Origin of the sequence: Lutibacter sp., from assembly GCF_033723435.1 — a bacterium.
Taxonomy (GTDB): Bacteria; Bacteroidota; Bacteroidia; order Flavobacteriales; family Flavobacteriaceae; genus Lutibacter.
In genome coordinates this window covers 107153-123678 of the sequence record NZ_JAWVXC010000008.1, presented here as the reverse complement: position 1 = coordinate 123678, position 16526 = coordinate 107153, and the positions used below count along the sequence as shown (strand labels likewise).

Sequence of the window (16526 nt, the reverse complement as noted above, 5' to 3'; positions counted from 1 at the left end):
GGCTCACCTCTTCCCATACCGAACAGAGAAGTTAAGCCTATCAGCGCAGATGGTACTGCCATTGGTGGGAGAGTATGTCACCGCCTTTCTTTTGAAAACCTTCAACTCTTTTGTTGAAGGTTTTTTTCGTTTTTTATAATTTATGTAACTTTTTTCGGTTATAGTTATATTTTAGTTTTAATTTGCATTTACAAATGAAGAAAAGCTGGATTTATATATTTTTGTGCTCTTTTATAGGTTATTCTCAAACAGGAGGTGAAAGTGTATTTAATTTTTTAAACTTATCTAGCTCGGCAAGACAGACTGCTTTAGGAGGAAATGTTTTAACTATTTTGGATAATGTAAATCAACCGATTTGGAATCCATCTTCCATAAATAATAATATAGATAATAATTTAGCTGTGAACTATGTTAATTACCTTTCAGATGTGACAATTACTACTGTTGCTTTTGCTCACATGATTAATAGAGAAATAGGGACTTTTCATACAAGTATAAGTTATTTAAATTATGGAAAGTTTATTGGAGCTGATGAAACGGGAGTTGAAACAGGAACTTTTAGGGCTTATGATTTTATGTTTTCTTTAGGATATTCTTACAATATTTTAAATTCAGATTTTCATATTGGGGCAAACCTAAAAGTTATTAATTCTGTTATAGATAATTATTCCTCTTTTGGAATAGGTGGAGATTTTGCTTTATTATATTCTAATGAATATACACCTTATGTGTTTACTGTAGTTGTTAGAAATTTAGGATATCAATTAACCGTATATGACAGTGACAGAGAAAAATTACCACTTCAAGTTAATTTGGGAGCTTCTTATAAATTAGAAAATGTACCATTAACTTGGTATTTCACTATAGATAATTTACAGCAATGGCAATTAGCTTATAGTAATCCATCAAACCAAACAGTAGATTTAAACGGAAATATAACACAAGAAAAAATTTCTTTTTTTGATAATGCTATTAGACATATTTCTGTTGGAGCAGAACTTTTTTCAGAAGGAGCTTTTAATCTTAGATTTGGGTATAATTTTAGGAGAGCAAAAGAGTTGAAATTTGTAGATCAAAGATCTTTTGCAGGATTTACAGCTGGTTTTGGATTAAAGATGAATAAATTTAAATTGAATTATTCATTTTCTAAATATCATCCAGCATCAAATTCAAGCACATTTAGCCTATTAATAAATTTAAATTAAAAAATTGAAAAAAATAACAATTGCAATAGACGGATTTTCTTCCACAGGTAAAAGTACAATGGCAAAACAGTTAGCCGAAAAATTAGAATACATTTATGTAGATTCTGGAGCAATGTATAGGGCTGTTACTTTATATGCTATGCAACAAAAATTAATTTCTAAAAATAAATTTGAAAAACAAAAATTAATTTCAGCTTTAGATAAGATTAATTTAGAATTTAAGTTTAATAGTAGATTAGGTTATGGAGAAATTTATTTAAACAATGTAAATGTTGAAAGTGAAATTAGATCTTTAGTTGTTTCAAATTTTGTAAGCAAAATAGCAGAAGTATCTGAAGTAAGAAAAAAATTAGTAAAACAGCAACAATTAATAGGGGCTAATAAAGGAGTTGTTATGGATGGTAGAGATATTGGAACTGTTGTTTTTCCTGATGCTGAGCTAAAATTTTTTATTACAGCGTCAGCAAATATTAGAGCTAAGCGTAGGTTTGATGAATTAACAAAAAAAGGAGATAAAGTTTCATTTGAAGAGATTTTTAAAAATGTTAAAGATAGAGATTATATAGATTCTACTAGAGAAGATTCTCCTTTAATTAAAGCAAGTGATGCTATTGAAATTGACAATTCTAATTTGAGCTTAGAAGAACAATTTGATAAAATTTACAAAATTACTTTAGAGAAAATAAAATCTATAAATAGTTGATAAATAATTGCTTGTAAGTTTTATGGAATATTCAAATATTTATGTGTTTGTAATGAAATTTTCCATTTAGGATTTTCCATAACATAACTAACAATTAAAGGCATCATTTCTTCTCTTTTACTCCATTCAGGTTGTAAAAAAAGTTCACAATTAGTATTTACTTGTGCCGCTTGTTCTTCAGCAAATTTAAAATCATGTTTATTTAAAACAATTATTTTTAATTCATCAGCTTTAGAATAGATTGCAGGTAACGGTAATTTCGTTTTTTTAGGAGATAGACAAATCCAATCCCAATTTCCAGATAATTTATAAGAACCAGAAGTTTCGACATGAGTTTTTAAGTCTTGCTTTTTTAGAAGATTTGTTAAATAATCCATATTCCAAATTAATGGTTCACCTCCAGTAACTACCACAGTATTAGCCTGTTTGTTAATGTTAGTAACAATTTCTGTAGTTTTAGTTGGAGGATGTAAGTTAGCATCCCAACTTTCTTTAACATCGCACCAATGACAACCAACATCACAACCACCAATTCTAATAAAATATGCAGCTTTCCCAGTATGAAAACCTTCTCCCTGAATGGTATAAAATTCTTCCATTAAAGGAAGCATTTCTCCTTTATTTATTAGCTGTTGCGTGTGTTCATTTATCATACAGCAAATTTAAGCATATTACTCCATTATAAATAATTTCAAATAAATTTATAATGAAATTTTTAATTTGATTATTATATCTTATTTTTAACAAAAAATTATTTAATGTCTATAAAAGAAGAATTTTTTAAAGAGATAACTGAAGGTTACCAAACCAAAGGCGATTATATTATTTTAGGTTCTGCAACTTTAGATGGAGAAACATTAAAAGATGCTTTTGTAAAAGTGCCTTTAAAAACCTTAAATAGACATGGATTAATTGCTGGAGCAACAGGTACTGGAAAAACCAAATCGTTGCAAGTAATGGCAGAAAATCTTTCTGAAAAAGGCATTCCCGTTTTGTTAATGGATATTAAAGGAGATTTGAGTGGTTTAGCAGAACCAAGTCCAGGACATCCAAAAATAGATGAGCGAATGGAGTCAATTGGTTTACCATTTGAAGGGAGAGGATTTCCTGTAGATGTATTAACTATTTCAGAACAGGATGGAGTTAGATTAAGAGCAACTGTTTCTGAATTTGGTCCAGTTTTATTATCCAGAATATTAGATTTAACCGACGCACAAAGTGGTATAGTTTCTATTATTTTTCAATACTGTGATGATCATAAGTTACCTTTATTAGATTTAAAAGATTTTAAAAAAGTATTACAATTTTCAACTGAAGAAGGAAAAGAGGAAATTCAAAAAGAATATGGACGAATTTCAACAGCAAGTACAGGTGCAATTCTTCGTAAAATTATAGAGTTAGATCAGCAAGGGGGAGAAATATTTTTTGGAGAACGATCTTTTGAAGTTAAGGATTTAGTGCGTAAAAACGATAAAGGAGAAGGTATTATTTCTGTTTTACGTTTAACAGATATTCAAGATAGGCCAAAATTGTTTTCTACATTTATGCTGCAATTATTAGCGGAAGTTTATAATACTTTTCCAGAACAAGGAGATAGTGATAAACCAGAGTTAATTATATTTTTAGATGAAGCTCATTTAATTTTTAGAGAAGCATCTAAAGCCCTTCTTTCAGAAATTGAGAACATTGTAAAGTTAATTCGTTCAAAAGGTATAGGTTTGTATTTTGTTACTCAAAATCCAAAAGATATTCCTGAAGATATTTTAGCTCAGTTAGGGTTAAAAATTCAACATGCATTAAGAGCATTTACTGCAAAAGATAGAAAAGCTATTAAATTAGTTGCGGAAAATTATCCAGACACAAAATACTATGATGTAGATGAATCTTTAACAGCATTAGGTATTGGAGAAGCTTTTGTTTCTGTTTTAAATGAAAAAGGAAAACCAACTCCGTTGGCTGCTACTATGATGCGGGCTCCAATGAGTAGAATGGATATACTTACTAATGTGGAATTAAAAAAACTAATCAATAATTCTCAGCTATTTTATAAATATAATGAAGCTATTGATAGAGATAGCGCTTTTGAAATTTTGAATAGAAAAATAGAAAGGATTAATGAAAAGGAAGAAGTTGAAAGAAAAAAAGAAGAAGTACAAAAACACTATACTTCGAGAAGTAGACAAAGTACTAGAATGAATCCTATTTTAAAAGTAGTTACAAGTGCTACATTTATTAGAGGTGTTTTAGGTATTTTGAAAAGAGTTTTATAAAATACTAGAAGTTTTATTAAATAAAATTGAAACAAAAACGTTTAATTTGATTAAACCTATTTAAAAGTTAAATTGTATATGGCACTTATTAAAAGAATATTTTACTTATTTACGATACTCATTTTTTTTGTTCAATGTAACAATACAAATAAATATGAAGTAAAAAAAGGAATGGTAGGTAGTATTAATAAAAATACTACTATAGCTGATTTAAGTAAAATATTTAAAGAGGATTCTATAGTTTCTAACAAAACTTATTTGGACACTATAAATTCTAAAAAGATGTTTTCTTTAAATGATGATGAATTTGATATTTATTCAAAATCAGGGAAAAAATTATTGGAAATAACAGCAACCACTCAAAATGATTCTTTATCAAAAATTAAAAGCGTTGGAATTTACGATCCTAACTACGTTACAGATAAAGGGATATCTTTAAAATCAACTTTTAAAGATATTAACGAAAATTATTTAGTGAATAATGTTGAAACTACACTAACATCGGCAACACTATTTATAGATGAATTAAACGCCACAATTTCTATTGATAAAAAAGAATTAGGAATTAGTAAATTTAGCACAGAAGAAATTTTGCTTAACCAAATTCCTGATATGGCAAAAATTAAATACTTCACTATATGGTTTAATTAAATATTATTTTTAATCTAAATAATATTCATTTTCCATTTTAGCGATTGTACATTTCCAGCCAAGATCATTCTTGATTTTAGTTTTCAATGCTTGACTTTGATGTGGCTCGCCATGATTTATAAAAGTAAGTAATGGAGGCTTTTTAAAATGTTTAAGCCAATCTAATAATTCACTTTGATCTGCATGCCCTGAAAAAGCATTTATGGTAAAAATTTCAGCATTTATTTTATGGTAACTTCCAAAGAATTTAATTTCGGAATCTCCAGAAAGTAATGCTCTACCTCGTGTTCCTACTGCTTGATACCCAACAATTAAAATACTATTTTTTGGATCAGAAATTAAATTATCTAAATAATGTAACACTCTACCACCAGTAAGCATACCACTTCCTGCTAAAACAATTTTTTGATTTTTATTACTTACCACTGATTTAGAAGTTTCAACATCACTAACTAAATGCACCGTAGAAAGCATACTTGAAACATCTTCATAACTTAAAATATGGTCATTTTTATAATTTAGATAAACCTCGGTTGCATTTACACCCATTGGGCTATCAAGGTAAATAGGAATGTTAGGTAGTTTATTTTCGCGTTTTAAAACACTTAATAAAAAAATAATTTCTTGTGCTCTTTCTACTGAGAATGTAGGAATGACTAGTGTTCCTCCTTTTTCATAAGTTTTTATAATAGGTTTTAATAAAGCTTCTTTTATGTCTGTTTGTTCATGTAATCTATTGCCATATGTAGATTCAATTACTAAATAATCTGCATTTGAAATATATTCATATTTTGGTAATATAATTGGTTTTTTTCGACCAATATCTCCTGAAAATACTATTGTTTTTCCATTTATTTCAAATACAATAAAAGTACTTCCTAAAATATGACCGCTATTTAGAAATTTGAATTTAATAGTGTCATTAATTGGAAACCATTCATTAAGCTTAAATGTTTGAAAATGCGAAAGTGTATTTACAGCGTCTTCTCTGTCGTATAATGGAACTGCTTTTTCATGTTTTGTATAATGGTGTTTATTTGCTCTATGAGCTTCTTCTTCTTGAATTTTACCACTATCTAATAATATAATTTTAGCTAAATCTTTTGTTGCTTCTGAACAATAAATTTTGCCTTTGTATCCGTTTTTAACTAAAATAGGTAAGTATCCAGAATGATCTAGATGTGCATGCGTTAAAAAAACAATATCAATATCATCACCGTTAATTGGTAGTTTTTCCCAGTTTTTTAAACGCAGTTCTTTTAATCCTTGAAATAAACCACAATCAATCAATAATTTTTTATAATTAACTTCTAAAATTATTTTTGAACCTGTTACAGTACCTGCTCCTCCTAAAAATGTAAGTTTCATAATAATGAATTTTGATAATGATAAGATATACAAGTTACCATTAAATAAGTACATTTTAAAAATAAAGCTATAATATTTAGTTAAAATTATGGAATATTAAACCAGCTTTATAAAATATAATTTTTAGTTTTACATAAGTTAAATTTAAAAATAAAAACATTGAAAAAATATAAAATTCAAAATTCGCCATTTGTTGTTCCTACTACTGATGGTAAAGTAATTGAAGAGCATTTTGGTAATAGTAATAACTGCAATATTAGTATAGCTCATATGGTAGCTCCATCAAAATGGAGTGAACCTTTTCAAGTGCCTGAATTTGATGAATACACGTATATAATTAAAGGGAAAAAGCAATTTATTATTGATGATGATGTTGTTATTTTAAAAGCAGGAGAATCCATTAAAATTGAAAAAGGAGCAAGAATTCAGTATTCAAATCCTTTTGATGAAGATTGTGAATATATTTCGGTTTGCAATCCTGCATTTTCAATAGATTTAGTACATAGAGAAGAATAAACATGAATAATATTCAACCTTTTCATTTAGCAATACCTGTTAATAATTTAGAAGTCTGTCGTACTTTTTATAGAGATGTTTTGGAATGTAATGAAGGAAGAAGTAGCGATATTTGGGTAGATTTTAATTTTTTTGGACATCAATTGGTAATTCATTACAAACCTGAAGAACAAAAAAAAGTATTACATACCAATTTGGTAGATGGTAAAAATGTACCTGTCCCACATTTTGGAGTAGTTTTAATATGGGAAGACTTTCATAATTTATCAGAAAAATTAATAAAGAAAGATATTAATTTTGTTATTGAACCTTACATTAGGTTTAAAGGCGAAGTAGGAGAGCAGGCTACTATGTTTTTTTTAGACCCTTCAGGAAATGCATTAGAATTTAAGGCATTTAAAAATATGAATCAATTATTTGCTAAATAAAAAAATTATTGTTTCCTCTCGCAAGCTAATAATGTGTTTTTTAGGAGCATTGCAATGGTCATTGGACCAACACCTCTAGGAACAGGAGTTATAAATGCAGATTTAGGTGCAACACTTTCAAAATGAACATCTCCCGCTATCCTATAACCTCTTTTTTTAGAATCATCTTTAATACGTGTTATTCCTACATCAATTATAGTTACGCCATCTTTAACCATATCTCCAGTTAAAAATTCAGGTTTACCTAGCGCGGCAACAATTATATCTGCTCTTAAAGTAATTTCTTTTAAATTTTTTGTTCTACTATGTGTCAAAGTAACTGTAGCATTTCCTGCCAATCTTTTTTGACTCATTAAAATGCTTATAGGTCTTCCAACAATGTGACTTCTGCCAATAACAACCACATGTTTTCCTGAAGTTTCTACTTTATAGCGTTCTAGAAGCTCTAAAATCCCAAAAGGTGTAGCAGGTAAAAAACATGGTAAATCTAATGCCATTTTGCCAACGTTAGTTGGATGAAATCCGTCTACATCTTTATCAGGATCAACAGTTAATAGTACTTTTTGTTCATCTATATGTTTTGGAAGAGGAAGTTGAACAATAAAACCATCTATATCATCATTATTGTTAAGTGCTTCAATTTCTTGTAATAATTTTTCTTCAGATGTTTCTTTAGGCAATTCAATTAATGTGGATTTAAAACCAACTAATTCACAGGCTTTTACTTTACCACTTACATATGTCATACTTGCCCCATCAGTGCCAACTAAAATAGCAGCTAGGTGTGGTATTTTTTTACCAGAATCTTTAAATTCTTTTACTTTTAAAGCAATTTCATCTTTTATATCTGCGGATGTTTTTCTTCCATCTAGTAAAACCATAGTTGAATTTGTTTAGTTTATTAAAATATATATTTTAAATTATCGTCCCATACCTTTCATCATCTGCATCATTTGACGACCACCGCCACCTTGCATCATTTTCATCATTTTACTCATTTGAGTAAATTGTTTTAATAATTGATTTACTTCTTGAATGGATGTTCCTGAGCCTTTTGCAATTCTTTTTTTACGAGGAGCATTTATAATTTTAGGATCACTTCTTTCTACAGGAGTCATAGAATGAATAATAGCTTCAATTCCTTTAAAAGCATCATCATCAATATCTACATCTTTCATCATTTTACCAGCACCAGGAATCATACCAACTAAATCCTTCATATTTCCCATTTTTTTGATTTGATGAATTTGTTTTAAGAAATCATCAAAACCAAATTGGTTTTTTGCAATTTTCTTTTGAATTTTTCTGGCTTCTTCTTCGTCATATTGTTCTTGAGCTCTTTCTACTAAAGATACAACATCACCCATTCCCAAGATACGTTCCGCCATTCGATCTGGATGGAAAACATCAATAGCTTCCATTTTTTCTCCAGTACCAATAAATTTAATTGGTTTATCTACAACGGATTTTATAGATAAAGCTGCACCACCACGAGTATCACCATCTAATTTTGTTAATACAACTCCTTCAAAATTTAAAATATCATTAAAAGCTTTAGCAGTATTTACGGCATCCTGACCGGTCATAGAATCTACCACAAATAAGGTTTCTTGCGGATTTACAGCTTTATGAATGTTAGATATTTCGGTCATCATTTCTTCATCTACAGCTAAACGACCAGCGGTATCTATAATTACTACATTTTTACCAGTTTCTTTGGCGTGTTTAATAGCATTTTTAGAAATTTCAACAGGGTTTTTATTTTCCTCTTCAGCGTAAACTTCAACACCAATTTGTTCACCTACTACTTTTAATTGATTAATAGCGGCAGGACGATAAACATCACAACCAACTAATAATACTTGTTTTGTTTTTTTTGTTTTTAAGTAATTAGCTAATTTACCTGAGAAAGTTGTTTTACCGGAACCTTGTAATCCCGACATTAAAATAACGGTTGGTGTTCCAGATAAATTAATTCCAACAGTTTCGCCACCCATTAACTCGGTTAATTCATCTTTAACGATTTTAACCATTAATTGACCAGGATTTAACGTAGTTAATACATTTTGTCCTAATGCTTTTTCTTTTACAGTTTTGGTGAAATTCTTAGCTATTTTAAAATTAACATCGGCATCTAGTAATGCGCGTCTAACTTCTTTTAAAGTTTCAGCAACATTAACTTCTGTAATTTTTCCGTGACCTTTTAGTACATGAAAGGCTTTATCTAGTTTATCACTTAAATTATTAAACATAAAATTTTACTTCGTTTTTTAGAATTGCAAATATACTAAAAATGCTATTAAAAAGTAAAAGCGTTTTTTAATTGAAAAGTATATTAATTCTATGAATAAAAATTACAATTTAAAAAACTAATAGTTGTGTTTTTTGTGAATTTTAAGCCTCTTTTTTCAATGGTTAAAGAGTTATTAATTATTCTTGCTTAATAAATTTAATGGAAGTAGTATTTACACAAAATCGTTTTCCAGTTGTTTCTTTGGGGCCATCATCAAAAACATGACCTAAATGTCCGCCACAAGTAGCGCAGATAATTTCAGTTCTAATCATACCATGACTTTTGTCTAAAACATATTTTACAGTTCCTTCAATAGCATCATCAAAAGACGGCCATCCGCAATGCGATTCAAATTTAGAATTCGATTTAAATAATTGCGTTCCGCAAGCTGCACAAACATAAGTTCCTTTTTCAAAGAATGAAGTATAACCTCCTTCACTTGGAGCATCTGTTCCTTTTTGTCTAAGCACATAAAATTGTTGTGGCGATAAAATAGATTTCCATTCTGCTTCTGTTTTTTCTATTTTTTTATTCATTTTAGTAGTATTTTTTTGTTGGCTATAGTTTGATAGGCTAAAAATAAGGACAACTATAAATAATAAATTAAATTTTTTCATTGTTTTCTTCTCTTTTAATAAAATCCATAATTCGTTTAATAACAAAGTCATCTTTTAAGATACGTCTATGTCCTAAGCCATTGGTAACTAAAAGTTCACCTTGCTGTAAATTTTGACGAATATTATGTGCACAACTTACATGAACATCTTTATCATTAGAATCATGGATAACAAATGTTGGAATTGTAACTTTTTGTGCGGCCACGTTTGCCGAATAATTATCTATATCTTCTCCAAATTTACGATGAAAATTATTTTTTATTTTAGAAACTAAAACAGGTTTTAACTCAAGTTTATTAACAAAATCTTTAATAATATCTGTAATTACACAGCCTGCACTAATACTAATTGCTTTTTTTACTTGTAAGCCTTGTTTTATACTGTTTAAAACTGCCATTCCACCTAAAGAGTGTCCAATAGCAAATTCAAAAGGACCGTGTTTTTTTTCTAAATACATAATGGTAGACACAAATTCATTCATCATAGTAGTTTTACCAGTTGAATGTCCATGAGCAGGTCCGTCAAAACTAATAGTCATAAATCCATTTTCTAATAACTTATCTGCAATTTTATATAATTGAGTTCCTCTTCCAGACCATCCATGTACTAATAATACTTTTCTTTTTGAATATCCGTAAGAATAAACCATAACTTTTTTTTGTAACTCAGGAATTAAAACCAATTCTTTTTGAGCACTTCTCTCCATCATTTTTTCTCGTTCAGGAGTTTTAAATTTTATAGGAGTTCTAAATATTTTTATAGCAAATTTAGTTGCTAAATTTGTAGATATTGCTTGTAAAAATTTACCAGTATATAAAATAGAATTGGGTATTTTAGTGTAATTAATTTGAGGTTTAAATTCTTCGGGTTTTTGGTGACTCATAAAAAAATAATTTTGAATGTAAATATAGAATATGTATTTTTAGAACAATCAAAAAAAATCTATAAAAATGGAAAAAAATATTTTATGGTTAGTTGTAGTATTATTTCTAATAAGTTGTAGTACGGTTCCAATAAGTGGAAGAAAAAGATTAAATTTTGTTGGTGATGAACAAGTACTTCCTGCCAGTTTTGCTCAATACCAAGGTTTTTTAAAAGAAAATAAAATTTCAAAAAACGTTAAAGAAACGAATGAAATTAGAGAAGTAGGCAAAAACATATCCGAAGCTGTTGATAGATTCATGAGAGCTAATGGCATGGTAAAAGAAGCCAACAGCTATAAATGGGAATTTAATTTAATAGAGGATAAAACTGTTAATGCTTGGTGTATGCCAGGTGGTAAAGTAGTTTTTTATACAGGAATTTTGCCAATTTGCAAAAATAAGGATGGCATTGCTGCAGTTATGGGACACGAAATTGCTCATGCATTTGCAAAGCATGGACAAGAACGTATGACTTCAGGAATTTTACAACAGGCAGGTGGAATTGCTGTTGGTTTAAGCACTTCTAATAAAAACCCAAAAACACGACAAATATGGAATACCGCTTTTGGAGTTAGTACAGGAATTGGCTTATTAGCTTTTAGTAGAACTCATGAAACAGAAGCAGATAAACTAGGAATGGTTTTTATGATAATGGCAGGATATAATCCAAAAGAATCTATTAATTTATGGATTAGAATGAGCCAACAATCCAAAGGAAATAAACCACCAGAATTTTTAAGCACACACCCTTCAGACGAAACACGTATTAAAAATTTAACCGCGTATTTGCCAACAGCTATTGCTTTAGCTAAAAAATATAATGCGCAAGAAATGAAATCTGGTCAATAAGCAGATATAATTTTTTTATAGTATATTGTAAACCATTCTAAAATCTTAGAATGGTTTTTATTTTTATATAATTATGTTACAAAAAGGCGATAAAAAACTAATCAATGCATGGGCATTTTACGATTGGGCAAATTCAGTTTATTCATTAGTTATTAGCACAGCTGTATTTCCTATTTATTATAGTAATTTAACAGCTTCTTTTGAAAATATAGATGGAAAAATTACGTTTTTAGGAACTCAATGGACACCAACAACTTTGTATGATTATACGCTTGCATTTTCATTTTTAATTGTAGCATTTATATCTCCAATTTTATCTGGTATTGCAGATTATACAGGAAATAAATTAAAATTTTTAAAAGTATTTTGTTTGATAGGATCATTATCCGTTATGGGTTTATTCTTTTTTAAAGGAGAACAAACGCTTTGGGTTGGTATTGTTTTCACCATTTTTGCAAGTATTGGTTTTTGGGGAAGTATTGTTTTTTACAACGCTTATTTACCAGAAGTAGCACATCCAGAACAACAAGATGATGTTAGTGCAAAAGGTTTTATTTTAGGATACACAGGCTCTGTATTTTTGTTGCTATTTAGTCTGGTAATGATTAATAAGCCCGAATTATTTGGTTTGGCAGATGCAGGAATTGCTTCTCGTATCACATTTTTGTTAGTAGGTATTTGGTGGTTAGGATTTGCTCAAATTACTTATAGAAGATTACCTAATAATGTTTATAATAGAAAACCAAAAAAAGATTTTATTTGGAAAGGATTGAAAGAATTAAAAGTAGTAGCTAAAGAAGTTTTAAAACATAACGAGTTAAAGTTTTTTTTGATCTCATTTTTTTTATTTAGTGTTGGTGTACAAACTATTATTTTAATGGCTGGAATTTTTGGCAGTAAAGAACTAGGATTACCAACATTAAACTTAATAATAGTAATTTTAGTAGTGCAAATAGTTGCAATAGTTGGTGCTTTTCTATTTTCACGATTATCAGATAAAATAGGGAATTTAAGTGCCTTAAAAATTACCATTACTATTTGGGCATTAGTATGTGTTTCGGCTTTTATGCTAGATAAAAATCAAGCAAATGTGGTTTATTATTTTTATGGATTAGGAGCTCTAATTGGTTTGGTAATGGGTGCAATTCAATCGTTAGCACGTTCTACGTATTCAAAATTATTACCAAAAACTGAAGATCATGCAACATTCTTTAGCTTTTATGATGTTACTGAAAAAATAGCTATTGTATTTGGGATGTTTGTTTTTGGCTTGCTTGTTTCTTTAACAGGATCTATGCAATATAGCGTATTGTTTTTAGCAATTTTCTTTGTTTTATCTTTTGTATTGCTGACCTTTGTTAGAAAAACAAAGTATGTCCAATAAATATGATTTTATCGTTGTTGGAGCTGGAATTGTTGGTTTAGCTACAGCCTATAAATTGCAATTAAAATTTCCTCAAAAAAAAATAGCAATATTAGAAAAAGAACCTAATGTTGGATTGCATCAAACAGGAAGAAATTCTGGAGTAATTCATTCCGGAATTTATTATAAACCAGGTTCTTATAAAGCAAAAAATTGTAAAAATGGTAGAACACAGCTAGTTGAGTTTGCTAAAGAAAATAATATCAAACACGATGTTTGTGGAAAAGTAATTGTCGCTACAAAGCCAAGTGATATTCCTATTTTAGAAGATATTTATAAAAAAGGGTTAGAAAATGAGACTGAAGGTATACGCTTTTTAAATTCTGAAGAAATAAAAGAAAAAGAACCTTTTATTGAAGCTATTAAAGCTATTTGGGTGCCAACAGCTGGTATCATTGATTACGTTGCAGTATCCAATAAATTGGTAGAATTGGTTGAAAGCATAAATCCAGAAAGTAAATTAATTTCAAACTGTAAAGTAGTAGCTATTTCATCAATAAATAATAGCACGGAATTAAAAACATCTTTAGGTAAGTTTATTGCTGAAAAAGTTATTTTTTGTACAGGTTTGCAATCGGACAGAAGTGCTGAAAAAGATAATTTAAAATTAGATATGCATATAGTTGGTTTTAGAGGAGATTATTATGAATTAACTAAAGAAGCTTCCAATAAAATTAACAATTTAGTATATCCGGTTCCTGATCCAAAATATCCATTTTTAGGAGTTCATTTTACCAGAATGATAAATGGAGGAATTGAATGTGGTCCAAATGCTGTTTTTACTTTTAAGCGCGAAGGATATAAAAGAACAAGTTTTAATTTAAAAGATACTTTTGAAGCGTTAACATTTAGTGGAACATGGAAACTATTTGGTAAAAACTGGCGTAAGGGAATAGATGAATATAAAAGAGCATTTTCTAAACGTTTATTTGTAAATGCTTTAAAACATATGATGCCGAGTATTACGCCAAATGATGTGCAACCTTCAAGAGCAGGAGTTAGAGCTCAGGCAATTGATTATGATGGAAATATGGTAGATGATTTTAAAATTATGAAACATAACGGAAACATTCACGTTCTAAATGCTCCTTCTCCAGCAGCAACTTCATGTTTGGCAATTGCTGATGAAATTGTAAACGTAACTTTAAATGAATAGTTATGAAATTTTATCAAATAGAAATAGTATTAAAACCTTTTTCAAGAGGATTTCATTTAATCACAGATAATATTATAAATGAATTTGAGGCTATTAAAAATATAAAAACAGGTCAATTACAAGTTTTTATAAAACATACTTCAGCAAGTTTAACTATTAATGAAAACGCTGATCCTTCGGTTAGAAATGATTTTGAAAATTACTTTAATAATTTAGTTCCAGAAAACAATAATTATTTTACACATACTATGGAAGGCACAGATGATATGCCAGCACATATTAAAACTTCCATTTTAAGCAGTTCCATACAAATACCTATTACCAATGGAAAATTAAATTTAGGTACTTGGCAAGGTATATTTTTGTGTGAACACAGAAATAATGGAGGTTCTCGTAAATTAGTGTTAACTGCTTTTGGAAATTAATCTATTCTTTTAGATTTTACATAAAAATTTTTATCAATCTTAAACTTCGATAATTCTGAATCTAATTTTAGTTCTTTCCAATTATTAGTTGGAAATATCCATTTTTTAGAATTATTCATCGTTACTTTTATAGGCATGTCAAAATTATCAACAATGTTAATCCATCTATAAGTCAAAGTGTTATTAGAAATTTTGTAAGCTAATGTAGGAATTCTAATATCTCGCAGATATTGATTAAAAAAAGCAGATAAATTAATTTTAGTATGCTGACTTAAATAATCCTCTATTTGTTTAGTGGTAACAGTTTGATGATAAAATTCTTTATTTAAACCTCTAAGAATTTCGCGCCATTTAGTATCGTTTCCAACTAATTGCCTTAAAGTATGTAACATATTAGCTCCCTTATAATACATATCCTCAGAACCTTCATTGTTAACATTATAACAGCCAATTATTGGCTTGTCATTTTTAATTCTTTTTCGTGTTCCAATAACATATTCGCTACTTGCTTTTTTTCCATAGTAATAATCTAGATATAAGTTCTCAGCATATGCTGTAAAGCCTTCGTGGATCCACATATCAGCAATGTCTTTATAGGTTATATTATTTGCAAACCACTCATGTCCAGATTCATGGATAATAATAAAATCAAATTTCAATCCCCAGCCTGTTCCACTTAAGTCCTCTCCTAAAATTCCATTTTCATAATGGTTTCCATACGTAACAGAGCTCTGATGTTCCATGCCTAAATAAGGTACTTCTACTAATTTATAGCTATCTTCATAAAAGGGGTAAGGACCAAACCAATATTCAAATGCTTTTAACATTTTAGGAACTTGTTTAAACTGTTTTTTAGCCTTGTCCAAATTTTCCTTCAGCACATAATAATCACAATCTAAAACGCCTTTTTCTCCTTTGTATTTTTCAGAAAAATGAGCATAATCGGCAATGTTCATATTTACACCGTAATTATTGATAGGATTTCTTACAACCCAATGAAATGTTTTTGTACTATCTTTATTTATGGTTACATCTTTTAATCTCCCATTTGAAACATCCATTAAATTATTAGGTGTAGTTATATTAATTACCATACTATCTGGCTCATCATACATATGATCTTTACATGGCCACCAAATACTAGCGCCAATACCTTGGCACGATGTTGCTATAAAATTTTTTCCATTACTATCTTTTTTCCATGTTAAACCGCCATCCCAAGGAGGTCGTACAGCAATTCTAGGTTTTCCTTCAAAAAAAATAGTTATTTCGTTTTTATCCCCTATTTGTTGTTTATTTTTTAGTTGAATAAAATAAGAATAACCATCTTTTTTAAAATCAAGAACACTATTATTTTGAGTTACCTTGATTATTTTCATTGGAGCTTGCAATTCAATTTGCATGATTTGATAGCTCTTAAGAACTTTATATTTTATGATATTTTTTCCAGAGATAGATTTTGTTTTAGGATTTACTTTTATATTTAAGTCGTAATGTTTTAAATCCCACCAAATGCGCTCTTTTGTAATTGAACCTCTAAGAGTATCTTGATGTGTGAAAATTTTTTTCTGAGAAAAAGCAGATATACTAATGAATAATAAAAATAAACTCACTAAATATTTTTTCATAAAAAAAGCTATTAATTGATAGCGTGAAGATACTAATAAATTTAAAACAGGAAAATTACTACTCAAGTATT

Annotated in this window: 17 protein-coding genes and 1 rRNA gene; 11 read left to right on the top strand and 7 right to left on the bottom strand. The window is 28.8% G+C overall.

Features of this window, described 5'->3' with window-relative positions:
- The 3 genes from rrf to cmk form a co-directional block, all read left to right on the top strand.
- Positions 1-89: ribosomal RNA gene (rrf, locus tag R3342_RS12005) — 5S ribosomal RNA — on the top strand; the annotation flags it as partial.
- Positions 90-194: 105 nt separating this feature from the next.
- Positions 195-1205, top strand: coding sequence for a type IX secretion system protein PorQ (gene porQ, locus R3342_RS12000; RefSeq protein WP_318940534.1), 1011 nt, complete (start codon positions 195-197; stop codon positions 1203-1205).
- A 4-nt stretch (positions 1206-1209) separates the two neighbouring features.
- Complete coding sequence (gene cmk, locus R3342_RS11995) at positions 1210-1908, top strand: (d)CMP kinase (RefSeq protein ID WP_318940532.1); 699 nt, start codon at positions 1210-1212, stop codon at positions 1906-1908.
- Positions 1909-1928: 20 nt separating this feature from the next.
- On the opposite strand, the gene R3342_RS11990 is transcribed toward cmk, so the two are convergent.
- The gene (locus R3342_RS11990; RefSeq protein ID WP_318940529.1) at positions 1929-2561 is read right to left on the bottom strand and encodes a 7-carboxy-7-deazaguanine synthase QueE; all 633 of its coding nucleotides are present in this window, start codon (positions 2559-2561) and stop codon (positions 1929-1931) included.
- Positions 2562-2666: 105 nt separating this feature from the next.
- Between R3342_RS11990 and R3342_RS11985 the strand changes: the two genes are divergently transcribed.
- Entirely contained in the window at positions 2667-4178 is a 1512-nt protein-coding gene (locus R3342_RS11985; RefSeq protein WP_318940526.1) for a helicase HerA-like domain-containing protein, read from the top strand.
- A gap of 78 nt (positions 4179-4256) precedes the next feature.
- Positions 4257-4829, top strand: a complete 573-nt coding sequence (locus R3342_RS11980; RefSeq protein WP_318940525.1) for a hypothetical protein — start codon at positions 4257-4259, stop codon at positions 4827-4829.
- A gap of 9 nt (positions 4830-4838) precedes the next feature.
- Here the strand turns inward: R3342_RS11980 and R3342_RS11975 are convergent, their stop codons facing one another.
- Positions 4839-6197, bottom strand: coding sequence for an MBL fold metallo-hydrolase (locus tag R3342_RS11975; RefSeq protein ID WP_318940523.1), 1359 nt, complete (start codon positions 6195-6197; stop codon positions 4839-4841).
- 159 nt (positions 6198-6356) lie between these two features.
- Between R3342_RS11975 and R3342_RS11970 the strand changes: the two genes are divergently transcribed.
- Both R3342_RS11970 and R3342_RS11965 read left to right on the top strand, forming a co-directional pair.
- A complete protein-coding gene (locus R3342_RS11970) occupies positions 6357-6713 on the top strand; it encodes a cupin domain-containing protein (RefSeq protein WP_318940522.1) in 357 nt (118 codons plus the stop codon).
- 2 nt (positions 6714-6715) lie between these two features.
- Entirely contained in the window at positions 6716-7141 is a 426-nt protein-coding gene (locus R3342_RS11965; protein ID WP_318940520.1) for a VOC family protein, read from the top strand.
- Between the two features lie 5 nt (positions 7142-7146).
- Here the strand turns inward: R3342_RS11965 and R3342_RS11960 are convergent, their stop codons facing one another.
- From R3342_RS11960 to R3342_RS11945, 4 genes are all read right to left on the bottom strand, one after another.
- Positions 7147-8022 carry a bifunctional 5,10-methylenetetrahydrofolate dehydrogenase/5,10-methenyltetrahydrofolate cyclohydrolase gene (locus R3342_RS11960; RefSeq protein ID WP_318940518.1) on the bottom strand — a complete coding sequence of 292 codons (876 nt, stop codon included), beginning with the start codon at positions 8020-8022 and terminating at the stop codon, positions 7147-7149.
- Between the two features lie 39 nt (positions 8023-8061).
- Entirely contained in the window at positions 8062-9393 is a 1332-nt protein-coding gene (gene ffh, locus R3342_RS11955) for a signal recognition particle protein (RefSeq protein WP_318940516.1), read from the bottom strand.
- A gap of 178 nt (positions 9394-9571) precedes the next feature.
- On the bottom strand, positions 9572-9970 hold the full coding sequence (gene msrB / locus R3342_RS11950; RefSeq protein ID WP_318940515.1) for a peptide-methionine (R)-S-oxide reductase MsrB: 399 nt from the start codon (positions 9968-9970) through the stop codon (positions 9572-9574).
- Positions 9971-10037: 67 nt separating this feature from the next.
- On the bottom strand, positions 10038-10934 hold the full coding sequence (locus R3342_RS11945) for an alpha/beta hydrolase (RefSeq protein WP_318940513.1): 897 nt from the start codon (positions 10932-10934) through the stop codon (positions 10038-10040).
- A gap of 67 nt (positions 10935-11001) precedes the next feature.
- On the opposite strand from R3342_RS11945, the gene R3342_RS11940 reads away from it, so the two are divergent.
- The 4 genes from R3342_RS11940 to R3342_RS11925 all read left to right on the top strand — a co-directional run bounded on the left by R3342_RS11940 (position 11002) and on the right by R3342_RS11925 (position 14827).
- Positions 11002-11823, top strand: a complete 822-nt coding sequence (locus tag R3342_RS11940) for a M48 family metallopeptidase (protein ID WP_318940512.1) — start codon at positions 11002-11004, stop codon at positions 11821-11823.
- Positions 11824-11896: 73 nt separating this feature from the next.
- On the top strand, positions 11897-13207 hold the full coding sequence (locus tag R3342_RS11935; RefSeq protein ID WP_318940511.1) for an MFS transporter: 1311 nt from the start codon (positions 11897-11899) through the stop codon (positions 13205-13207).
- Positions 13197-14402 carry an L-2-hydroxyglutarate oxidase gene (gene lhgO / locus R3342_RS11930; RefSeq protein WP_318940510.1) on the top strand — a complete coding sequence of 402 codons (1206 nt, stop codon included), beginning with the start codon at positions 13197-13199 and terminating at the stop codon, positions 14400-14402. The genes R3342_RS11935 and lhgO overlap by 11 nt, the downstream gene beginning before the upstream one ends.
- 2 nt (positions 14403-14404) lie before the next feature.
- Positions 14405-14827 carry a secondary thiamine-phosphate synthase enzyme YjbQ gene (locus R3342_RS11925; RefSeq protein WP_318940509.1) on the top strand — a complete coding sequence of 141 codons (423 nt, stop codon included), beginning with the start codon at positions 14405-14407 and terminating at the stop codon, positions 14825-14827.
- On the opposite strand, the gene R3342_RS11920 is transcribed toward R3342_RS11925, so the two are convergent.
- A complete protein-coding gene (locus R3342_RS11920; RefSeq protein WP_318940508.1) occupies positions 14824-16455 on the bottom strand; it encodes a M1 family metallopeptidase in 1632 nt (543 codons plus the stop codon). The genes R3342_RS11925 and R3342_RS11920 overlap by 4 nt on opposite strands.
- Positions 16456-16526 lie beyond the last annotated feature (71 nt).